At 72.3% G+C, this 20,632-nt stretch carries 18 protein-coding genes and 1 other RNA gene; 14 read left to right on the forward strand and 5 right to left on the reverse strand.

What is annotated here, in order from left to right; translation table 11 throughout:
* Positions 1-177: 177 nt before the first annotated feature.
* Together ACFY0D_RS36470 and ACFY0D_RS36475 are read left to right on the forward strand one after the other, a co-directional pair.
* Positions 178-1,965: a protein kinase gene (locus tag ACFY0D_RS36470; RefSeq protein WP_390802199.1), complete on the forward strand. Its 1,788-nt coding sequence runs from the start codon at positions 178-180 to the stop codon at positions 1,963-1,965.
* 160 nt (positions 1,966-2,125) lie between these two features.
* Positions 2,126-3,370 carry a serine/threonine-protein kinase gene (locus ACFY0D_RS36475; RefSeq protein ID WP_390802200.1) on the forward strand — a complete coding sequence of 415 codons (1,245 nt, stop codon included), beginning with the start codon at positions 2,126-2,128 and terminating at the stop codon, positions 3,368-3,370.
* A 177-nt stretch (positions 3,371-3,547) separates the two neighbouring features.
* On the opposite strand, the gene ACFY0D_RS36480 is transcribed toward ACFY0D_RS36475, so the two are convergent.
* Positions 3,548-4,549, reverse strand: coding sequence for an isopenicillin N synthase family dioxygenase (locus ACFY0D_RS36480; protein ID WP_390802201.1), 1,002 nt, complete (start codon positions 4,547-4,549; stop codon positions 3,548-3,550).
* Between the two features lie 316 nt (positions 4,550-4,865).
* Between ACFY0D_RS36480 and prfB the strand changes: the two genes are divergently transcribed.
* On the forward strand, positions 4,866-5,975 hold the full coding sequence (gene prfB, locus ACFY0D_RS36485) for a peptide chain release factor 2 (RefSeq protein ID WP_390802202.1): 1,110 nt from the start codon (positions 4,866-4,868) through the stop codon (positions 5,973-5,975).
* Between the two features lie 116 nt (positions 5,976-6,091).
* On the opposite strand, the gene ACFY0D_RS36490 is transcribed toward prfB, so the two are convergent.
* Positions 6,092-6,283 carry a hypothetical protein gene (locus ACFY0D_RS36490; protein ID WP_301370705.1) on the reverse strand — a complete coding sequence of 64 codons (192 nt, stop codon included), beginning with the start codon at positions 6,281-6,283 and terminating at the stop codon, positions 6,092-6,094.
* A 235-nt stretch (positions 6,284-6,518) separates the two neighbouring features.
* Between ACFY0D_RS36490 and ftsE the strand changes: the two genes are divergently transcribed.
* From ftsE to ssrA, 5 genes are all read left to right on the forward strand, one after another.
* A complete protein-coding gene (gene ftsE / locus ACFY0D_RS36495) occupies positions 6,519-7,208 on the forward strand; it encodes a cell division ATP-binding protein FtsE (protein WP_030011324.1) in 690 nt (229 codons plus the stop codon).
* A 17-nt stretch (positions 7,209-7,225) separates the two neighbouring features.
* Complete coding sequence (gene ftsX, locus ACFY0D_RS36500) at positions 7,226-8,197, forward strand: permease-like cell division protein FtsX (RefSeq protein WP_390802203.1); 972 nt, start codon at positions 7,226-7,228, stop codon at positions 8,195-8,197.
* Positions 8,198-8,264: 67 nt separating this feature from the next.
* The gene (locus ACFY0D_RS36505; protein WP_390802204.1) at positions 8,265-9,455 is read left to right on the forward strand and encodes a S41 family peptidase; all 1,191 of its coding nucleotides are present in this window, start codon (positions 8,265-8,267) and stop codon (positions 9,453-9,455) included.
* An 18-nt stretch (positions 9,456-9,473) separates the two neighbouring features.
* The gene (smpB, locus tag ACFY0D_RS36510; protein WP_301370715.1) at positions 9,474-9,959 is read left to right on the forward strand and encodes an SsrA-binding protein SmpB; all 486 of its coding nucleotides are present in this window, start codon (positions 9,474-9,476) and stop codon (positions 9,957-9,959) included.
* A gap of 82 nt (positions 9,960-10,041) precedes the next feature.
* Positions 10,042-10,430, forward strand: a transfer-messenger RNA (tmRNA) gene (gene ssrA / locus ACFY0D_RS36515).
* Positions 10,431-10,494: 64 nt separating this feature from the next.
* Here ssrA and ACFY0D_RS36520 read toward each other — a convergent pair.
* From ACFY0D_RS36520 to ACFY0D_RS36530, 3 genes are read right to left on the reverse strand one after another with little or no spacing between them, the layout of a single operon-like run.
* Positions 10,495-10,797 (reverse strand): type II toxin-antitoxin system RelE/ParE family toxin, encoded by a 303-nt coding sequence (locus tag ACFY0D_RS36520; protein ID WP_390802205.1) that lies wholly within the window; start codon positions 10,795-10,797, stop codon positions 10,495-10,497.
* Entirely contained in the window at positions 10,794-11,111 is a 318-nt protein-coding gene (locus tag ACFY0D_RS36525) for a type II toxin-antitoxin system Phd/YefM family antitoxin (RefSeq protein WP_390802206.1), read from the reverse strand. The genes ACFY0D_RS36520 and ACFY0D_RS36525 overlap by 4 nt, the downstream gene beginning before the upstream one ends.
* A 20-nt stretch (positions 11,112-11,131) precedes the next feature.
* Positions 11,132-12,379, reverse strand: a complete 1,248-nt coding sequence (locus ACFY0D_RS36530; RefSeq protein ID WP_390802232.1) for an MFS transporter — start codon at positions 12,377-12,379, stop codon at positions 11,132-11,134.
* Positions 12,380-12,473: 94 nt separating this feature from the next.
* Here ACFY0D_RS36530 and ACFY0D_RS36535 point away from each other — a divergent pair, with 94 nt between their 5' ends.
* The 6 genes from ACFY0D_RS36535 to ACFY0D_RS36560 all read left to right on the forward strand — a co-directional run bounded on the left by ACFY0D_RS36535 (position 12,474) and on the right by ACFY0D_RS36560 (position 20,181).
* Positions 12,474-13,439: a LysR family transcriptional regulator gene (locus ACFY0D_RS36535; protein WP_390802207.1), complete on the forward strand. Its 966-nt coding sequence runs from the start codon at positions 12,474-12,476 to the stop codon at positions 13,437-13,439.
* Between the two features lie 96 nt (positions 13,440-13,535).
* Positions 13,536-14,906 carry a nitrate/nitrite transporter gene (locus tag ACFY0D_RS36540; protein WP_390802208.1) on the forward strand — a complete coding sequence of 457 codons (1,371 nt, stop codon included), beginning with the start codon at positions 13,536-13,538 and terminating at the stop codon, positions 14,904-14,906.
* A 95-nt stretch (positions 14,907-15,001) separates the two neighbouring features.
* A complete protein-coding gene (locus tag ACFY0D_RS36545; protein ID WP_390802209.1) occupies positions 15,002-16,177 on the forward strand; it encodes a uroporphyrinogen-III synthase in 1,176 nt (391 codons plus the stop codon).
* 30 nt (positions 16,178-16,207) lie between these two features.
* Complete coding sequence (locus tag ACFY0D_RS36550) at positions 16,208-16,735, forward strand: GNAT family N-acetyltransferase (protein ID WP_390802233.1); 528 nt, start codon at positions 16,208-16,210, stop codon at positions 16,733-16,735.
* Positions 16,736-17,198: 463 nt separating this feature from the next.
* Positions 17,199-17,759: a CGNR zinc finger domain-containing protein gene (locus tag ACFY0D_RS36555; protein WP_390802210.1), complete on the forward strand. Its 561-nt coding sequence runs from the start codon at positions 17,199-17,201 to the stop codon at positions 17,757-17,759.
* Between the two features lie 115 nt (positions 17,760-17,874).
* A complete protein-coding gene (locus tag ACFY0D_RS36560) occupies positions 17,875-20,181 on the forward strand; it encodes a HelD family protein (RefSeq protein ID WP_390802211.1) in 2,307 nt (768 codons plus the stop codon).
* Positions 20,182-20,632 lie beyond the last annotated feature (451 nt).

A 20,632-nucleotide genomic window follows, 5' to 3' on the forward strand; every position in this document is an offset into this window, starting at 1 on the left:
GGCGGCGGAAGACGGGGAAAATCGCCTCCGGCATACCCCGCAAACATCACCCTCCGTACATATGTGCGGCAACCAACCTCCGGGGACCGGCGTCTTCCCGGGGGACACCCCCTAGAGTGGGCCGGAAAACCAATCAGCGGATCGACCACATCCGACGACAGCAGGGGAGCGCGAGACGTGCGGCCAGTCGGCAGCAAGTACCTGCTCGAGGAGCCGCTCGGGCGCGGCGCCACGGGCACTGTCTGGCGTGCCCGCCAGAGGGAGGCCGCCGGCGCGGAGGCAGCCGTCGCGGGGCAGCCCGGGGAGACCGTGGCCATCAAGGTCCTCAAGGAGGAGCTGGCCCAGGATCCCGACATCGTCATGCGCTTCCTGCGGGAGCGCTCGGTCCTGCTGCGCCTGACCCACCCCAACATCGTGCGCACCCGCGACCTCGTCGTCGAGGGCGATCTGCTGGCCCTGGTCATGGACCTGATCGACGGCCCGGACCTGCACCGGTACCTCCGGGAGAACGGCCCCTTCACGCCCGTCGCCGCGAGCCTGCTGACCGCCCAGATCGCCGACGCCCTCGCCGCCAGCCACGCCGACGGAGTGGTCCACCGCGACCTCAAGCCGGCCAACGTGCTGCTCGACGAGCGCGGCGGACAGATGAAGCCGATGCTCACCGACTTCGGCATCGCCCGCCTCGCCGACTCCCCGGGCCTGACCCGCACCCACGAGTTCGTGGGCACCCCGGCCTACGTCGCCCCCGAGTCCGCCGAGGGCCGCCCGCAGACCTCCGCCGTCGACATCTACGGCGCCGGCATCCTCCTGTACGAGCTGCTCACCGGCCGCCCGCCGTTCGCCGGCGGCACCGCCCTCGAAGTGCTCCACCGCCACCTCAGCGAGGACCCGCAGCGGCCCTCGACGGTGCCCGAGCCGCTGTGGACGGTCATCGAGCGCTGCCTGCGCAAGGAGCCGAACGAGCGTCCCAGCGCCGAGAGCCTGGCCCGCGGACTGCGCGTGGTGGCCTCCGGCATCGGCGTGCACTCCTCGGCCGCCGAGGTGGAGGCCGCGCTCGGCGTGGGCGCGCTGCTCGCGCCCGACCCCTCGCCGGCCCCGGTCCCCGAGACCCCCGGCGCGGGCGCGCCCACGGGCGCGTACGACCCGAACGCCATGACGAGCGTCATGCCGCCGGTCGGCGCGGCCGACGCCACCTCGGTGCTGCCCATGGGGTCTCCCCGGCCCGGAGGGCCAGGGGAAGCCGCGGGCCCCGGGGCCGACCCGACCTCGGTGATGCCTCCGGTGCAGCGGCCCGACTCGCCGCACCCGTGGCAGTCGCAGATGCAGGCCGCCCGTGACCGCAACGAGCAGACGCAGATCCAGTACCTCGACCCGAACGAGGACCCGCTGCGCCGCCGTCCGCAGCGGCAGGCGCCTCCGCCGCCGCAGCACCGGCCCCAGCAGCAGCCGCCGCAGTACCGGCAGGGCCCGCCGCCCCCGCAGCAGCAGTACCAGCAGCCTCAGCAGCCGCAGTACCGCCAGCCGCAGCAGCCGCCTCAGCAGCAGTACGCGCCGCCCCCGCCGCCGCAGCATTACCAGCCGCAGCAGCACCAGCCCCAGCCGTACCAGCAGCAGCCTCAGCCGCAGCAGCCCCAGTACCGCCAGCCCCAGCCGCAGCAGCAGCCCCCGCAGCCCCCGCCGCAGCAGCGGCCGGCCCCCCGGGAACCGCGCGAGCCGCGCCGCCGCAGCGCCAACCCGGTGCGGATCCCCGGCCTCGGCTGCCTCAAGGGCTGCCTGGTGCTGATCCTGGTGTTCTTCGTCGCCGGCTGGCTGGTCTGGGAACTGACCCCGCTGCAGGAGTGGATCGGCACCGGCAAGGGCTGGTGGGACCAGGTCTGGACCTGGGGCGGCGACGCCGTCGACTGGGTCAGCTCGATCGGGGACTCCGCGAGCTCCTCGGGCTCGACGGGCTCCACCAAGCCCTGAGACGAGCCCCCGTAGCTCCGACTTCGTGGATTTGTCGACTTCTGGGACATGATTTCGCTCGCAGAAGTGAAGGTCGCCGCGAATCCGGACCCCTGCTGGCCTCCAATGCCCACCCGGCCGCGTAGCTTTGGTGCGTACGCCAGCCGCTGAGGGAGCAGTCGTGGCACGGAAGATCGGCAGCCGGTACACCGCGCACCAGATCCTGGGGCGCGGCAGCGCGGGCACGGTGTGGCTGGGCGAGGGGCCTGACGGGCCCGTCGCCGTCAAACTGCTGCGCGAGGACCTCGCGTCCGACCAGGAACTCGTCGGACGGTTCGTCCAGGAGCGCAGCGCGCTGCTCGGCCTGGAGCATCCGCACGTCGTGTCCGTCCGCGACCTCGTCGTGGACGGCAACGACCTCGCCCTCGTCATGGACCTGGTCCGCGGTACGGACCTGCGCACGCGCCTCGACCGCGAACGGCGGCTCGCCCCCGAGGCGGCCGTGGCGATCGTCGCGGACGTCGCCGACGCGCTGGCCGCGGCCCACGCGGCGGGCGTCGTCCACCGGGACGTCAAGCCGGAGAACGTCCTGCTGGACATGCAGGGCCGGCTCGGGCCCGGCGGCTCGCACCCGGCGCTGCTGACCGACTTCGGCGTGGCCAAGCTGATCGACTCCCCGCGGCGGGCCTCCGCGGGCCGGGCCTCGGCCCCGACGACCCGGATCATCGGCACCCCGGACTACCTGGCGCCGGAGATCGTCGAGGGTCTGCCCCCGCGGGCCGCGGTGGACATATACGCCCTGGCCACGGTCCTGTACGAGCTGCTGGCCGGCTTCACCCCCTTCGGCGGGGGCCACCCGGGCGCGGTCCTGCGTCGGCACGTGACGGAGACGGTGGTCCCGCTGCCCGGGATCCCCGACGAGCTGTGGCAGCTCATCGTGCAGTGCCTGGCCAAGGCCCCGGCCTCGCGGCTGCGGGCCTCGGAGCTGTCGGTCCGGCTGCGGGACCTGCTGCCGCTGCTGGCCGGAATGCCTCCGCTGGACGTGGACGAGCCGGACGACGCGGATCCGGACCCCGAGCCCTCGGAGGAGCCGGCGGCGGACCCGGTCCGGCGGCGGGGCGTGGTCCCGCTGGTGCCGGGCTCGGCGACCGACTCCAACCGGGACACCCACACTTCGATGCGCGTGCCGGGGCCGGACGAGCTGGCGGGCGGGGCGCTGGGCACCGCCCGCGTCCCGCGCCCCGCGGGCGGCCACCGCCCCGGCTCCGCCCGCCACCGCGCGGAGGCGGCCCGCAAGCGCCGCCTGGTCCTCTCGGCATCGGCCCTGGCCCTGGCCGCGGCCGTCGGTCTGGGCACGTGGCTGGTCTCGGGCGACGAGGCCCCGCCCCCGCAGGACAGCAAGCAGTCGGTTCCGCGGGTTCCGTAACGCAGTGCGGCGCCGCGGTCGGGGGCTCCGCCCCCGAACCCCCGGTCCTCAAACGCCGGACGGGCTGGAAAACCAGCCCGTCCGGCGTTTGAGGACCGGGTCCGGGCAGAGCCCGGGAAACGGCGGGGCGGGGAGAAAGCTCCGCGCAGCGGCCACGCGCGGCCGGTCCGGCAGGGGCTACACCGAGGCCAGTTCCGGGTGCCAGCGGCGGGCCACCGCGGGGTGCGCGCGGACCCAGCCCTTCAGTTCGTTGCGGCCGTACTCGGCGTGCAGCGGGTTCGACTCGTCGTGCGCGACACCGGGCGCGGAACGCAGGTAGTCGCCCGGGACGGTCTCGATCACCGCGTCCAGCCGCGGGTTGTAGAAGAACGGCACCGAGTACCGCTCCACCGCGCCGGGCGGGCTGACCACCCGGTGGTCCGTCGCCGTCAGGTAGCCCTCGGTCGCGATCTCCAGCAGCTCGCCCAGGTTCACCACGAAGGCGCCCGGCATCGGCGGTACGTCCACGTAGCCGCCGTCGCGCACCACCTGGAGGCCGCCCACCGAGTCCTGCAGCAGGAGCGTCAGGAAGCCGTAGTCCTTGTGCGCTCCGACCCCCTGGTCGGCGCCGGAGGGGGCCGATCCCGGGTAGCGGATCAGCTTGGTGTGCAGGTGCGGGCGGTCCGCGAAGGCCTCGTCGAAGAAGTCCGCCGGGGCGCCGATCGCCACGAGGAGCTCCTGGAGCAGGCGGTGGGCGACGGCCGCGAGCCGCGACTGCCAGTCCAGGACCACCGTACGGAGCTCCGGGAGGGCGGCGGGCCACTGGTTCGGGCCCTCCAGCCACAGGAACGCCGGGTCGTCCGGCCCCACGACCGGCGCCGGGCGCTCCGCGCCGACGTCCAGCTGGTCCCGCCAGTCGGAGGCGCCGCCGGTCAGCTCGTGGCCGATCCGGGTGTAGCCACGGAAGTGCGGGGAGTTCAGATTGCTGACGGCGAGCCGGTCGGCTTCCGGGAGGGCGAAGAAGGCCCTGGTCACTTCAAGGATGCGGGCGCTCTCGGCGGCGGTGACGCCGTGCCCGGTCAGGTGCAGGAAACCGGTGTCCCTGGCGGCTGCGTGCAGCTTCTTCAGGAAATCGGCCCGCTGGGCCGGGTCGTCGGCCTGGGAAAGGTCCAGGACGGGGAGAGTGTGCGCGGACGGCATGACGGCTCCGTTTCGGATGTCACGGGGTCCTGTTCCCCAGAGGTGGTGGGGGCCGCGGGCGGGGGGAGGGTCTCCGACAGGGGTGGTGCCGGGACCACGGGGGCCGCGTACAGGACCAAGTCGGATCGTGGTGGATCAGGCTTGGGTTCGGTCCGGCGGCGGACAGCTCGTCGTCGTGACACGCATGTGGTCGACATGGCGGCGCTTGACGAGGAGAACGGTCATACGGAGAGGGTACGCCCGTACGATCCATCATCAGAACGGGTGATTCGGCCTGCCCGGACGGCGTTGTCCGGGGACCGGCTACGCTGGACCCGTGGCAGTCGTCGATGTTTCCGAAGAGCTGAAGTCCCTCTCCTCGACCATGGGGTCGATCGAGGCCGTCCTGGACCTCGACAAGCTGAGGGCAGATATCGCCGTGCTTGAGGAGCAGGCCGCCGCGCCGTCCCTGTGGGACGACCCGGAGGCCGCCCAGAAGATCACGAGCAAGCTTTCGCACCTCCAGGCGGAGGTCCGGAAGGCCGAAACGCTGCGGGGGCGCATCGACGACCTCGGGGTGCTCTTCGACCTCGCCCAGGAGATGGACGACGCGGACACCCTGGCCGAGGCCGAGGCCGAGCTGGTCTCCGTCCGCAAGGCGCTGGACGAGATGGAGGTCCGGACCCTGCTCTCCGGCGAGTACGCCGAGCGCGAGGCCCTGGTCAACATCCGCGCCGAGGCCGGCGGCGTCGACGCCTCCGACTTCGCCGAGCGCCTGCAGCGCATGTACCTGCGCTGGGCCGAGCGGCACGGCTACTCGACCGAGATCTACGAGACCTCGTACGCGGAAGAGGCCGGCATCAAGTCGACCACCTTCGTCGTCAAGGCCCCGTACGCCTACGGAACGCTCTCCGTCGAGCAGGGCACCCACCGCCTCGTGCGCATCTCGCCCTTCGACAACCAGGGCCGCCGCCAGACCTCCTTCGCGGGCGTCGAGGTGCTCCCGGTCGTGGAGACCAGCGACCACGTCGAGATCGACGAGGCCGAGCTGCGCGTCGACGTGTACCGCGCCTCCGGCCCCGGCGGCCAGGGCGTCAACACCACCGACTCGGCGGTCCGCATCACGCACCTGCCGACCGGCATCGTGGTCTCCTGCCAGAACGAGCGCTCGCAGATCCAGAACAAGGCGAGCGCCATGAACGTCCTCCAGGCCAAGCTGCTGGAGCGGCGTCGCCAGGAGGAGAAGGACAAGATGGACGCCCTCAAGGACGGCGGCAGCTCCTGGGGCAACCAGATGCGGTCCTACGTCCTGCACCCGTACCAGATGGTCAAGGACCTGCGGACGGAGTTCGAGGTCGGCAACCCGCAGGCGGTGCTCGACGGCGAGATCGACGGCTTCCTGGAGGCCGGGATCCGCTGGCGCAAGCAGCAGGAGCAGACCGCGTAACCCCCCAGCACACGCGCACGCGCGGAAGGGCCCGGACACCAGGTGTCCGGGCCCTTCTCGCGTGTGTGATCGGTACGTGGCGCGGGGGGCTGCCGCGGGCACCGTGGCCGGGCGGTCTAGGCGGTGTGCTGGGCCACCAGTACCAGAGCCGTCACGAGGATCACCATGAGCACGATGAGCGTCACGGGGTTCAGGCCGGAGAAGGGGCCCTCCTGCTGGAGGCGCTCCCGGTTCGCCCGGCACACCGGGCAGCGGCCCTGGCTGACGGGTGCGGCGCAGTTCGCGCACACGAGCCGGTCATATGTCATGCGCTCCTCCTCTCATCCCCTCGGTCTTCTGCTGCCTATAACGGCGCGGGGAACCGGAGCGTTCCCCCTACCACTGTGCCAGCTTCGCCGACATTCGGCGCGGCCCGTCCGGGCAATCGCGGTCCCGGGCGCCCGCGCCCCGGGATAAAACGGGCAAGTCCGGAGGCAGGGTCCACACCTCGCGCCCGTTCGCGTATGGTCACGCACACCTACTCCCGGCGACCGTGGTGCACCCGTGATCCGATTCGACAGTGTCTCCAAGTCCTACCCGAAGCAGAGCCGACCCGCACTCAGAGAAGTCTCCCTCGACATCGCGAAGGGTGAGTTCGTCTTCCTGGTCGGCTCCTCCGGCTCCGGCAAGTCCACCTTCCTGCGGCTCATCCTGCGCGAGGAGCGGGCGAGCCACGGCCAGGTGCACGTCCTGGGCAAGGACCTCGCCAAGCTCTCCAACTGGAAGGTTCCGCAGATGCGGCGCCAGCTGGGGACCGTCTTCCAGGACTTCCGCCTGCTCCCCAACAAGACGGTGGCCGAGAACGTGGCCTTCGCCCAGGAGGTCATCGGCAAGCCGCGCGGCGAGATCCGCAAGGCCGTCCCGCAGGTCCTCGAACTCGTGGGTCTGGGCGGGAAGGAGGAGCGGATGCCCGGCGAGCTCTCCGGCGGCGAGCAGCAGCGCGTGGCCATCGCCCGCGCCTTCGTCAACCGCCCCGCCCTGCTGATCGCGGACGAGCCCACCGGCAACCTCGACCCGCAGACCTCGGTCGGGATCATGAAGCTGCTGGACCGGATCAACCGGACCGGCACCACCGTGATCATGGCCACCCACGACCAGCAGATCGTCGACCAGATGCGCAAGCGCGTCATCGAACTCGAACAGGGCCGACTCGTGCGCGACCAGTCGCGCGGCGTCTACGGCTACCAGCACTGAAAGGTCCCTGAGACGCAATGCGCGCCCAGTTCGTCATGTCGGAGATCGGCGTCGGCCTCCGTCGCAATCTCACCATGACCTTCGCGGTCATCATCTCGGTGGGCCTCTCCCTGGCCCTGTTCGGCGGCTCCATGCTCATGAGCGAGCAGGTGAGCAAGATGAAGGGCTTCTGGTACGACAAGGCCAACGTCTCGATCTACCTCTGCAACAAGCAGGACGCCGTGGAGGCGAGCGAGGCCGCCGCCAAGAAGGCCGACGGTTCGCCGGCGGTCTCCACGGGCGTCACCACCTGCGCCAAGGGCGCGGTGACCGACGAGCAGAAGAAGCAGATCGAGTCCGAGCTCAAGCAGATGTCCCTGGTGAAGTCCGTCGCCTACGAGTCGGCGGACGAGGCGTACAAGCACTACCAGGAGCGGTTCGGGAACACGGCGCTCGCCTCCTCCATCACCCCGGACCAGATGCAGGAGTCCTTCCGGGTCAAGCTGAAGGACCCGGAGAAGTACAAGGTCGTCACCTCCGCCTTCGTCGGCCGCGACGGCATCCACACCGTCGACGACCAGCGCCAGGCCATCGACGACCTCTTCCGGATCCTCAACTACCTGAACATCGCGGCGCTCGCCATCATGCTGATCATGCTGATCGTGGCGCTGCTGCTGATCGTCAACACGGTGCGCGTCTCGGCCTTCAGCCGACGGCGTGAGACCGGGATCATGCGGCTGGTGGGTGCCTCCAGCTTCTACATCCAGGTCCCCTTCATCATGGAGGCGGCGGTCGCCGGCCTCATCGGCGCGCTCTTCGCCTGCGGCATGCTCGTCTCCGGCCAGTACTTCGTGATCGACCACGGCGTCGGACTGCGGGACAAGATCCAGCTCATCGACTTCATGGGCTGGGGATCCGTGCTGGCCAAGCTCCCGTACGTACTCTTCATCGGCCTCCTGATGCCCTCCATGGCCGCCTTCATCGCCCTGCGCAAGTACCTGAAGGTGTGACAAGCGCCCCGCGAGCAGTCCGGTCAACCACCCGTACCGACGCGGGGCTTGTCCTAGACTCGGCGCCATGCTGGGCTTGCCGAGTATTCCCACCTTCTGTCTCCGGCCCCGCGACCTGCGTCGCGGGGCCGTTTTGACGATCGCCTTCCTCACCGCCGTCGGCGCCGGCGCGTACACCGGCTGCTGGGACCGCGAGGAGGGCGCCTCGGCCGCCGCGGCCCTGACCGGCGCCCCCGCGGCCGAGACCCCGCGCGAGGCGGGCACCGCCGACCGGGAGGCCGTCGCCCGCGCAGTCGCCGAGGCCGTCGCCGAGGGGAAGTCCGGCAAGAAGGCGGCCCAGGAGGTCGTCAGCCGCAGCGGCGACCGCTGGGGCACCGTCTACGACCAGGGCGAGTACGCCGCCTTCACCGAGGGCCTCGACGGCCACTGGACCGGCGTCGGGGTGTGGGCAGGGCGAGCCGCCGACGGCATGATCAAGGTCGACAAGGTCCAGCCCGGCAGCCCCGCCGCCCGCGCCGGACTGCGCGCCGGGGACCGGCTGCTGAGCGTCGACGGGCACGCGGTGACCGGCCTCGCCGTGACCGCCGTGGTCGCCCTGCTGCGCGGCGATGCCGGCACCCCCGTCGTGCTGAACCTGAGCCGGGACGGCGCCGACCTCACCGAGACCGTGCGCCGCGAGCAGCTGCGCACCGAACCGGTGACCGTACGGCAGCGCCCGGACGGGGTCACGGTCATCAAGGTCGTCTCCTTCACCCGCGGTTCCGGCGATCGCGTCAAGGCGGCCGTCCGCGCGGCCCCGCCAGGCGAGGGGGTCGTGCTCGACCTGCGCGGCAACCCGGGCGGGCTGGTCACCGAGGCCGTCACCGCCGCCTCCGCCTTCCTCGACGGCGGGCTCGTGGCCACGTACGACGTACGGGGCGACCAGCGGGTCCTGTACGCGGCCGAGGGCGGGGACACCACCCGGCCGCTGGTGGCCCTGGTCGACGGCGGCACGATGAGCGCGGCCGAACTGGTGACGGGCGCCCTGCAGGACCGGGGCCGGGCGGTGGCGGTGGGCAGCCGGACCTTCGGCAAGGGCTCGGTGCAGATGCCGACCGAGCTCCCGGACGGCTCGGTGGCCGAGCTGACGGTGGGCACGTACCGCACGCCGGCGGGCCGCAGCCTGGACGGCGCCGGCATCACCCCGGACGTGCCGGCCGGCGAGGCGGTCGAGGAGCGGGCCGTCACGGTATTGGGTGGCCTCGGGGTGGGTCCGTAGTGCGAAAATGACCGCACTATGGCTAAGGAAAAAGGGCGCAAGCTGATCGCCCAGAACAAGAAGGCGCGTCACGACTACGCGATCCTCGACACCTACGAGTGCGGTCTCGTGCTCACGGGCACCGAGGTCAAGTCCATGCGCCAGGGCCGGGCCTCGCTGGTGGACGGCTTCGTGTCGGTGGAGAGCGGGGAGGCCTGGCTCTACAACGTGCACGTGCCGGAGTACAGCCAGGGCACCTGGACCAACCACAGCGCCCGGCGCAAGCGCAAGCTCCTCATGCACCGCGAGGAGATCGACAAGCTGGAGCGCAAGGCGGACGAGTCGGGTCACACGATCGTGCCCCTCTCGCTGTACTTCAAGGACGGCCGGGCGAAGATCGAGATCGCGCTGGCGAAGGGCAAGAAGGAGTACGACAAGCGGCAGACGATGCGGGAGAAGCAGGACACCCGCGAGACGAACCGGACGATCTCGGCCATCCGTCGCAAGCAGCGCGGCACGGTTTAATCACCTGGCACGCGGTGGTCGACTTCGCGTACCATGGCGTCAGCACCGCCCCCCGGGGTGGAGCACTTTGTTAAAAAAACATGGGGATGATCGGTTTCGACAGCGGATGTCGATGCAGGGGAAGCGAGCCGAGGAAGCGGCAATGATCTCGCTAACCATATGTCGCAAACAATAATCGCCAACTCCAAGAGCGATAACTCCCGCTTCACCCTCGCTGCCTAATAACAGTGAGCTGAAGCCTCTGTGAGGAGCGTCAGCCCGGAAGTGGTCCCGGTCCGGATCCTGGCGTCAATTAGGGATCTAAACCTCTAGCCCCGGTCACGGGGGTTGGAGGGAAACCAAACAGTGACTGAGCCCGTCGGAGACTTGTCCGTGTGATCTCCGGGGCTGAGAAAAGCGCAGCGGACTGCGCTCGGAGAAGCCCTGCTTCTGCACCGTTGGACGCGGGTTCGATTCCCGCCATCTCCACTCATCCCATGTGGGCACAGGCCCCGCGGCCTCTCGGCTGCGGGGCCTTTGTCATGGGTGCATGCGGTCAGACGGTTCGGTAGATCTCCCGGCGGTGGCCGACGGCCACGACCCACACCGTGACGACGAGCGCACCGTCCGGTCCCTCGTCAAGCGTGTACACGGCGCGGTAGTCCCCGATGCGGAGCCGCCAGTGAGCCTGGTGCCCCTGGAGGGCCTTGATGTCGAACGCGTTCGTGTCGTCGGCGTCCAGAGCCTGTTGGAGCTCGGCGAGACGACGCAGGATCCGGATCGCGTCGGGCTGGGGGATCTTGCCGAGGTCGCGGCGGGCGGCGGTCCTGAACCGGGTCAGGTGTCGGCGTTCGGTCACGCATCGCCGCGCAGGATCTCGGCGGTCATTTCCTCGATGCTGAGCGAGGATCCGTCATCGTCGGCGCGGGCGGCGTCGACCAGCTTCGACAGCCATGAGTCCTCGGCTGCTTCCTCGATCGCCTTGAGGCGTCGGTACTCGTCGATGTCGAGGACGATGCCTTCTGCCTTTCCGCGTCTGGTGACGATGGTGGGGGTGTCTTCGCGGCGGGCGCGGTCAAGGACGTCGGCCAAGTGGGCACGCACCTCGGCCATTGATTCGATCACTGGCTCGCTCATGTAATGAATGTACTGCATGTACTGCATGTACTGCATGTACATGAGCGTCGGCCCGGCTACCGCGTCACTGGGCTCGGGGGGACCGCCACGGACAGGAGCAGGGCGACCGTGGCCGCCGCGGCCGGGAGGGCGTAGGCCGTCGACGGGCCCAGGTGGTCGACCAGGGATCCGGCCGCGGCCGCGCCCAGGGCGATGCCCGCGAAGATGGCGGTGACCGCGAGGGTCATGCCCTCGTTGAGGCGGCCCTCCGGGGTGAGCGCGTGGACCCGGGACATCGCCGTCACCATCGTCGGAGCCGTGGCCATGCCCGCCAGCAGCAGCGCGCAGGCCAGCGGGAGGAGCGCGCCCGTGCTCGCCGCGAGCCACGGCAGCGTCATCGCGGCGGCCATGGCGAGCAGGCAGGTGCGCAGGCCGCGCGGGCGCATCGTGCCGTAGAGCAGGCCGGCCGCGCAGGAGCCCGCCGCCTGGAGGGCCAGCACCGGGCCGGAGGCGGCGCCCAGGCCCAGGGCGTCGAGGTGCGCGATCGAGGAGATCTCCATCGAGCCGAAGACCACACCCGTGGCGAGGAACAGCGGCAGCAGCGGGCCGAGGGCGCGCAGCGGTGAGCCGCGGCGCGGACCGGCCGTCACCGGGGGCTGGGTGGCGCGGCAGGAGGTGAAGACCAGCATGCCGGTCAGCAGCAGGGCGGCCGCGGTGAGGGTGCCGGCCTCGGGGAGCACGACCGAGCAGAGGAAGGCCGCGAGGACCGGGCCGAGCATGTAGCAGAGCTCGTCGGCGGCCTGCTCGAAGGACATCGCGGTGTGGTGCGCGCCCGGGGAGTCCCGCAGCAGGTGCGTCCAGCGGGCGCGGGACATGCCGCCGATGTTGGGGGTGGTGGCGGTCGCGGCGTACGAGGCGAAGAGGGTCCAGGCGGGGGCCCCGGTCCGGACGCACACGACCAGGGACAGCGAGCCGAGGACTGCGACCAGGGTGGCCGGGACGGCGATCCGGGCCTGGCCGTGCCGGTCGATCAGCCGGGCCGTCCACGGCGCGACCAGCGCGGTGGCGGCCAGGCCGGTCGCCGTGACCGCGCCGGCGAGGGCGTACGAGCCGCGCTGGCCGGCGATCATCATGACCGCGCTGATCCCGAACATGCCCATCGGGAGACGGGCGAGGAGGTTCCCGGCGGTGAAGCCGCGGGCGCCGGGCAGCGCGAACAGGCGCCGGTAGGGGCCCTGCGGGCGCGGGGGAGTGCGGGCGGGGACGGGCGAGGCGGGCGAGGCGGGCGGGGCGGCCAGGACGAGGGTGCTGCCGGTGACGGCCATGAGGGGCATGACCACCACCCTCGGCCGGGACCGGGCGAACCGTCCAACACCTGTCCGGAGGCCATTCACGCCGATCTGTTGTTAGTCTCCCGGGATGATGCCCCGTGATGTGGATCCCCGGCTGCTGCGCGGGTTCGTCGCCGTGGCCGAGGAGTTGCACTTCACCCGCGCCGCCGCCCGGCTGTACGTCGCCCAGCAGGCGCTGAGCCGGGACGTACGGCGGCTCGAAGAGGCCCTCGGCACCACGCTGTTCGTCCGTACGACCCGCGCCGTCGAGCCGACCCCCGACGGGGAGCGGCTGCTTCCGCTGGCCCGGCGGGTGCTCGCCGCGCACGAGGCGGTCGCCGCCGCCTTCGCCGCGCCCCGGCCGCTGCTCGTCGACCTGAACACCGACGGGCCGAGCACCGCGCGCGCCGTGCTGGAGCGGGCCCGGGAGCTGGCCCCGGACTGCGAGCTGATGGCCCGCTGGGAGAGCGGCCTGACCCATGCCGCCGCCGAGATCGCCGCCGGGCGTCTCGACGTCTCCTTCGGGTACGCCGACGGGCTGGACCCGGTCACGCGCTCGCGTCTCGCGCACCGGCCCGTGCGCTACGAGCCGCTCGCCGTGCTGCTGCCCGAGGGGCACCCGCTGGCCCGGCGGGCGGCCGTACCACTGGACGCGCTGGCCGGGGAGACCGTGTACGCGGGCGCCGGGAACCCGCGCACGCTGGAGTGGACGGGGCTCGCCCGCGAGCTGTTCGCCGGGCGGGGGATCGTGATGGCGCCGCCCGCCCCGGTGGCCATCGGCAAGGACGAGTTCGGCCGGGTCATGGCCAAGACCGGCAATGCGGTGCTGGTGACCGTCGACTTCGTCGACATGCCCGGGTCCGTGAAGCGGCCGCTGGTCGACCCCGTACCGCTGTCCCCGCTGTCCATGGTGTGGCGCAAGGGTTTCGGCCACCCCGGACTCGAAGCGCTGCACCGGGCCGTGGCCGGGCTCGGCGGCGAACGCGGCTGGCTGGAAGTCCCCCCGGCGAGCTGGCGCCCGGCCGCGCTCACAGGTGTCCCCGGCGGCGGGTGAGAGCAAGGTTTCCCGGCGGTCATCAGGCGGTGACCGGGGCCGAAACGCGCCGTTCCTACGGTCGTGCCACGGACGCGAGAGCTGTGGAGGCGTGTGATGACCGGTACGACCGCACCGCGCAAGGGGGGCCGCTGGATCGAGCAGTGGGATCCCGAGGACGAGACCTTCTGGAAGGAGACCGGGGAGCGGACCGCCCGCCGCAACCTCGTCTACTCCGTGTTCTCCGAGCACATCGGGTTCTCCATCTGGTCGCTCTGGTCCGTGATGGTCCTCTTCATGGGACCGGCGTACGGGATCGACCCGGCCGGGAAGTTCTTCCTGATCGCCACCGCGACCTGCGTGGGCGCGCTCGTACGGGTGCCGTACACCTTCGCCGTGGCCCGCTTCGGCGGCCGGAACTGGACCGTCGTCAGCGCGCTGCTGCTGCTCGCGCCGACGGTCGCCGCGATCGTGGTGATGGAGCCCGGGACCTCCTACGGGACCTTCCTGGTCGTCGCGGCCCTCACCGGCGTCGGCGGCGGCAACTTCGCCTCCTCCATGACCAACATCAACGCCTTCTTCCCGCTGCGCAAGAAGGGCTGGGCGCTCGGCCTGAACGCCGGCGGCGGCAACATCGGCGTGCCCGTGGTGCAGCTCGCCGGGCTGCTGGTCATCGCCACCGCCGGGGCCGCGCACCCCCGGTACCTGCTGGCCGCCTACCTCCCGCTGATCGTGATCGCGGCGGTCCTGGCGGCCGTACGCATGGACAACCTGGCGCCCGTGCGCAACGACACCGGCGCGGTCCGCGAGGCGCTGAAGGACGCGCACACCTGGATCATGGCGTTCCTCTACATCGGCACCTTCGGGTCCTTCATCGGCTACAGCTTCGCCTTCGGCCTGGTGCTGCAGACCCAGTTCGGCCGCACCCCGCTCCAGGCCGCCTCGCTGACCTTCATGGGACCGCTGCTCGGATCGCTGATCCGGCCGGTGGGCGGGGCCCTCGCGGACCGGTTCGGCGGGGCGCGGATCACCCTGGGGACGTTCATGGCGATGGCGGCGGCCACCGCAGTGGTGGTGTTCGCCTCGCAGCGGTCCTCGCTGCCGGTCTTCCTCGTCGGCTTCGTGGCCCTGTTCGTCCTGAGCGGGCTCGGCAACGGATCGACGTACAAGATGATCCCGGGCATCTTCCAGGCGAAGGCACTGGCGCGCGGCATGAGCGGCGAGAGCGCGGCCGCGTACGGGCGGCGGCTCTCCGGCGCCTCGATGGGCCTCATCGGGGCGGTCGGCGCGCTCGGCGGACTCGGCATCAACCTGGTCTTCCGGGAGGCGTTCCGCACCTCCGGCTCCGGGACGGCCGCCTTCGTCACCTTCCTCGGCTTCTACGCCCTGTGCTGCGCGGTCACCTGGGCGGTATACCTTCGCCGCCCGGTGGCCCCGGTGATCCACACGGTCGGGGTCGAGACGAAACCGCAGCTCACGTCGGTGTAACCGGGGCGAAATACGGGTGAACCGAGTCCGACACGACGTGTGGGCAGACTCGGTCCACCCGTACCGCCCCCACATGCGTCACTAGGCAGGTCACGATGGACGACACGAACACCGGCCCGCTCGCGGGCTTCACCGTCGGGGTCACGGCCGCCCGGCGCGCGGACGAGCTCATCGCGCTGCTGCGCCGTCGCGGGGCGCAGGTGCTGCACGCGCCGGCACTGCGGATCGTGCCGCTCGCCGACGACAGCGAGCTGCTGGCCGCGACGAAGGAACTGATCGGCCGCGCGCCGGACGTGGTCGTGGCCACCACCGCCATCGGCTTCCGCGGGTGGATCGAGGCGGCCGACGGGTGGGGCGTCGGCGAGGAACTGCTGGAGCGGCTGCGGGCCGCCGAACTGCTGGCGCGCGGGCCGAAGGTGAAGGGCGCCATCCGGGCCGCCGGGCTCGTGGAGACCTGGTCCCCGGACTCGGAATCGCTCGCCGAGGTACTGCAACGGCTTCTGGCGGACGGGGTGGACGGCCGGCGGATCGCACTCCAGCTGCACGGGGAGCCGCTGCCCGGCTTCGTCGAGGCGCTGCGGGCCGGCGGGGCCGATGTGGTGGTGGTCCCGGTGTACCGGTGGATGGCGCCGGAGGACCTCGCGCCGCTGGACCGGCTGCTGGACGCGATGATCGGCGGCGGGGTGGACGCCGTCAGCTTCACCTCGGCTCCGGCGGCGGCCTCGCTGCTGTCCCGGGCCGAGGAGCGGGGGCTGCGGGAGGCCGTGCTGGACGCGCTGCGCGGCAGGCTGCTGTCGGCGTGCGTCGGGCCGGTGACCGCGCTGCCGCTGCAGGCGCACGGGGTGGACACGGTGCAGCCGGAGCGGTTCCGGCTGGGCCCGCTGGTGCAGTTGCTCTGCCAGGAGCTGCCCGGCCGGGCCCGGGTGCTGCCGGTGGCCGGGCACCGCGTGGAGATCCGGGGGCACGCGGTCCTGGTGGACGCGCACCTGCGGCCCGTACCGCCCGCCGGAATGGCCCTGCTGCGGGCGCTGGCCCGGCGGCCGGGCTGGGTGGTGCCCCGCGCGGAACTGCTGCGGGCGCTGCCGGGCGCGGGGCGGGACGAGCACGCGGTGGAGACGGCGATGGCCCGCCTCCGGGTGGCCCTCGGGGTCCCGAACCTGATCCAGACGGTGGTCAAGCGGGGGTACCGGCTGTCGCTGGACGCGGGCGGGGAGGCCAAGTACGGGGAGCTCCCGGCCGACGCCGTGACGGCCAGGGGCGTCCTCGGCTAGCGTGCCGGGGTGATCATTGACGGGGTGGAGATGAGGGGCGTCGTGCTCCGCGACGCCGCCGGGCTGGCCGAGGCGTTCGCACGGAACCGGGCCTACATGGCGCGCTACGAGCCGGTCCGGCCGGACGCCTTCTACACGGAGGACGGCCAGCGGGAGCGGCTTGAGGGCGTGCTCGCGGAGCGGGACGCGGGGCGCATCGTCCCGTACGTGTTCGTCGAGACGGCCACGGGGACGCCCGTCGGCGCGATCAACCTCGGCTCGATCGCGTACGGGCCGCTGTGCAGCGGCGGTCTGGGGTACTGGGTCGACCGGGCCTGGCACGGCAAGGGGCTGGCCACCGCGGCCGTGGAGGAGGTCTGCCGGGTCGCGCGCGACGAGCTGGGCCTGCACCGGGTGGAGGCGGGCACGCTGGTCGACAACCTGGCCTCGCAGCGGGTGCTGACGAAGGCGGGCTTCGAGCCGTTCGGCCTCGCGCCGCGCTACCTGCACATCGACGGCGCCTGGCGCGACCACCGCCTCTTCCAACGCCTCCTCCACGACAACCCTCCTGGGGCCTAGGGCGTGTTTTAAAAGTCCCGCCTGGCTCGCGGCGTCTGGCACCGCGCCTCGCCGCGTTGTCGGAACGCCCGCTTACGTCCAGTAGGCGGGCGATCCTCCGCCTTGCGATGCACGGCACCAGACGCCGCGAGCCGCGCCCTTCGGGCGCCCGGCGCTACTTTTAAAACACGCCCTAGCCAATCCCGCCTCGCCGCCACTTGCAGCCTCGCCGGCGTTTGAGGCGCGGGGTCTGGGGCGGAGCCCAGGAAACCCGGCTCCGCCGGGCACCGGGCTCCGCCCGGACCGGCGCCTCGAACGCCGGCGAGGCTGGAATGGGCCGGCGCAGCCCGAAATGGCCGACGGGGCAGAATCGGGCCGGCGCGCGCAGCGCGGGCGGGAGGACGACCCACCGGTTCGGGGGCTTCCGCTGTGACCCGCCGGGCGGCAATCTGGTACGGCACCCCCACGACGGGAGGCTGACGGCATGCGGTTCGATTCCGGGCGGGTCTGTCTGGACCTGGTGGCCACCTTCGCCCCCTACGAGGGGATCCCGGACGGTGACGAGCTGCGGCTGTGGCTCGCCGGCGCCGGCCTGGTACCCGACCGGACGCCCCTCGCCCGGGTGGGGCCCGACTGGGCCGCGGCCTTCCGGTCCCTGCGCGCCGACGTGGAAACCCTCGTACGGGCGGAGCTGCTCGGCACCGACACGGACGAGCACGCCCTCGCCCGGGTCAACGCGCTGGCCGCCGGACCACCCCCGGGGCTGTGCGCCGTCCGGGACCAGGAGGGCCACCTCGTACGGGAGTTGTGCGGCGGCGTGGAATGCGGTGCGCTGCTCGCCGCCGTCGCCCGGGACGCCGTCGAGCTGCTGACCGACCCCGGCGACCGGGCGCTGCTGCGGGCCTGCGCGGGCGACGGCTGCACCCGCGTCTACCTGGACACCTCCCGCGGCCACCGCCGCCGCTGGTGCTCCAGCGAGCGCTGCGGGAACCGGGAGCGCGTGGCCCGGCACCGCCGCCGGGTCCTGGCGGCCGGGGCAGGGTAAGGGTCCCGGTGAGAGGCGTACCACCCTGCGAGACCGGTTCCGGAACGGGCGTGCGGACAGGGGGCCGATTCGCGTACCTTTGACGGTCGCCCATGCACGTCAGAAGGGGGCCTTGGTGGCCGCGCAGAATGCCGCTGTCGACAGCACGGCGGATTCCGTCCGCGATCGGGAGATCGCGGTCGAGCAGACGCATCTCGACCAGGTGTACCGACGCCTTGAGGAGAAGATCCACGAGGCCGAGTTCCTCATGAACGACGCCGCCAAGCGCGGCCAGGTGGGTACGCCCGGCGCGCTCGCCGAGCGCGACGCGCAGGTCTTCCGGGCGGGTATCCACCTGAACCGGCTGAACAACGAGTTCGAGGACTTCCTCTTCGGCCGCATCGACCTGGTGCTCGGCAAGGACGGGGAGCGCGGCGCCGACGGCGCGTACACCTCCGTCGAGCCCGCCGACGACGCGATCCGCGAGGACCTCACCGCCGACATCGCCGAGACGCTGCACATCGGCCGCATCGGGGTCCTGGACTCCGACTACGCGCCGCTCGTCATCGACTGGCGCGCGCCGGCCGCCGCACCGTTCTACCGCTCCACGCCCAAGGAGCCCGGCCGGGTCGTGCGCCGCCGCGTCATCCGCTCCAAGGGCCGCAAGGTGCTGGGCGTCGAGGACGACCTGATGCGCCCCGAGGTCACCGCCTTCCTCGACGGCCGGGAGCTCCCCGCCATCGGCGACGGCGCCCTGATGGCCGCCCTCGGGCGGGCCCGTACGCACTCGATGCGCGACATCGTCTCCTCCATCCAGGCCGAGCAGGACCTGGTCATCCGGGCCCCCGCCGCCTCCGTCGCCGAGGTCGCGGGCGGCCCCGGCACCGGCAAGACCGCCGTCGCCCTGCACCGCGCCGCCTACCTGCTCTACCAGGACCGGCGCCGCTACTCCGGCGGCATCCTGATCGTCTCGCCGACCCCGCTGCTCGTCGCGTACACCGAGGGCGTGCTGCCCTCGCTCGGCGAGGAGGGCCAGGTGGCCATCCGGGCGCTGGGCTCGCTCGTCGACGGCGCGGAGGCCACCACCTACGACTCCCCGGCCGTGGCCCGCGTCAAGGGCTCCTCCCGGATGCTCAAGGTGCTCCGCAAGGCCGTACGCGGCGCACTGGAGCTGGGCGGTGCCCCCGACCGGCTGCGCGTGGTGGCCTTCGGCCGCCGCCAGGAGCTGGAGGCAGACGAGCTGAACCGGATCCGGCAGAACGTGCTCAGCGGCACCGCCCCGGTCAACCTGCTGCGCCCGCGCGCCCGCAAGCTGCTCCTCGACGCCCTCTACGCGAAGTCCGGCGGCGCCGGCCGGCACAGCGACCCGGAGCTGGCCGCCGAACTGCGCTCCGCCTTCGACGAGGACATCTCCACCGAGGACGCCTTCATCGGCTTCCTCGACGCCTGGTGGCCCGAGCTGACCCCGCGGGCGGTGCTCGCCGCGCTCGCCGACGAGCGCCACCTCGGCCGCTGGTCGCGCCGCGACCTCAACCCGCGCGAGAGCCGCCAGCTGGCCCGCTCGCTGCGCCGGGTGGGCCCGGACGGCAAGGGCCCCCTGTCGGTGCACGACGTGGCGCTGCTGGACGAGATCCAGCTGCTGCTGGGCGCCCCGGCGCGGCCCAGGCGCAGACGGGAGATGGACCCGCTCGACCAGCTCAGCGGGCTGGAGGAGCTGATGCCGACCCGCGAGGAGACCCAGTGGGAGCGGGCCGAGCGGCTCGCGGCGGAGCGCACCGAGTACGCGCACGTCATCGTGGACGAGGCCCAGGACCTGACGCCGATGCAGTGGCGGATGGTGGGCCGCCGCGGCCGGCACGGCACCTGGACGGTGGTCGGCGACCCGGCGCAGTCCTCCTGGACGGATCCGGAGGAGGCGGCCGCGGCCCGCGACGAGGCCCTGGGCTCCCGCCCGCGCCGGCGCTTCACCCTGACGGTCAACTACCGCAACCCGGCCGAGGTCGCCGAGGTCGCCTCCCGGGTGCTGCGCCTGGCGATGCCCGGCATGGAGCCGCCGTCGGCGGTGCGCTCGACGGGCCTGGAGCCGCGCTTCACGGCCGCCGGCGGCGATCTGGGCACCGCGGTCCGGGAGGAGACCCGGCGGCTGCTGGACCAGGTGGACGGCACGGTCGGCGTGGTCGTGGCGATGGACCGGCGCGCGGAGGCCGCGGGCTGGCTCGCGGACCTCGGCGAGCGGGCGGTGGCGCTGGGCAGCCTGGAGGCCAAGGGCCTGGAGTACGACGCCACGGTGGTCGTCTCCCCGGCGGAGATCGCGGACGAGTCCCCGGCGGGCCTGCGGGTGCTGTACGTGGCGCTGACGCGCGCGACACAGCAGCTGACGGTGGTCTCGGCCGACCGGGACAAGCCCGACGCGCACGGAGTGCCGGAGCTGCTGCTGCCCTGAGGGGTGTCTGTCGATCGGCCCGGCGGTGGCGGTTCATCGCCGGGGTCCCGGCCCGCTCAGGGCCCCGTACGGCCGGATGGGCGGCGGCCGGGAGCGTGGTGCTCGGATACGAGCGCGAGCAGGGGGATCACTTTCGGCGATCCTTTGTTAGCCTGGTTACGGCACCGACTCGATCCAAGCCCCCGGGCCCAACCTTCGTCGCTCAGAGCGACCACTTGCCGCGAGGCGAGCATGGCGGGTCGGTGTCGTCAGCGTATGAATCACCAGGTCCGCGTCCCCCACCAGTGGGGGGCGCGGACCTGTTTCGTATGACCCCACCATTCCGAACGCCCCTGGTATCTCGTATGGTGGAAGAGTCTTTCCGAATTTTGTAGCTGGTTACCTTGTACTGGCTGGTAGGTGGGACGATCGGACAACAGGTCCTGCCGCACCTGCTGTGCAGCGGGGCTCT

The sequence above is a fragment of the Streptomyces sp. NPDC001502 genome (assembly GCF_042894785.1).
In the GTDB taxonomy this organism is placed as follows: domain Bacteria; phylum Actinomycetota; class Actinomycetes; order Streptomycetales; family Streptomycetaceae; genus Streptomyces; species Streptomyces kutzneri.

Bases quoted from the DNA above. Each gene is read 5' to 3' on its own strand.
- ACFY0D_RS36530 (WP_390802232.1), bottom strand. From the start codon at position 12,379: ATGGCCGTCACCGGCAGCACCCTCGTCCTGGCCGCCCCGCCCGCCTCG.
- ACFY0D_RS36555 (WP_390802210.1), top strand. From the start codon at position 17,199: ATGCGGTTCGATTCCGGGCGGGTCTGTCTGGACCTGGTGGCCACCTTC.
- ACFY0D_RS36480 (WP_390802201.1), bottom strand. From the start codon at position 4,549: ATGCCGTCCGCGCACACTCTCCCCGTCCTGGACCTTTCCCAGGCCGAC.
- ACFY0D_RS36505 (WP_390802204.1), top strand. From the start codon at position 8,265: ATGCTGGGCTTGCCGAGTATTCCCACCTTCTGTCTCCGGCCCCGCGAC.
- ACFY0D_RS36490 (WP_301370705.1), bottom strand. From the start codon at position 6,283: ATGACATATGACCGGCTCGTGTGCGCGAACTGCGCCGCACCCGTCAGC.
- ACFY0D_RS36545 (WP_390802209.1), top strand. From the start codon at position 15,002: ATGGACGACACGAACACCGGCCCGCTCGCGGGCTTCACCGTCGGGGTC.
- ACFY0D_RS36540 (WP_390802208.1), top strand. From the start codon at position 13,536: ATGACCGGTACGACCGCACCGCGCAAGGGGGGCCGCTGGATCGAGCAG.
- ACFY0D_RS36535 (WP_390802207.1), top strand. From the start codon at position 12,474: ATGATGCCCCGTGATGTGGATCCCCGGCTGCTGCGCGGGTTCGTCGCC.
- ACFY0D_RS36550 (WP_390802233.1), top strand. From the start codon at position 16,208: ATGAGGGGCGTCGTGCTCCGCGACGCCGCCGGGCTGGCCGAGGCGTTC.
- ftsX (WP_390802203.1), top strand. From the start codon at position 7,226: ATGCGCGCCCAGTTCGTCATGTCGGAGATCGGCGTCGGCCTCCGTCGC.
- smpB (WP_301370715.1), top strand. From the start codon at position 9,474: ATGGCTAAGGAAAAAGGGCGCAAGCTGATCGCCCAGAACAAGAAGGCG.
- ACFY0D_RS36525 (WP_390802206.1), bottom strand. From the start codon at position 11,111: ATGCAGTACATGCAGTACATGCAGTACATTCATTACATGAGCGAGCCA.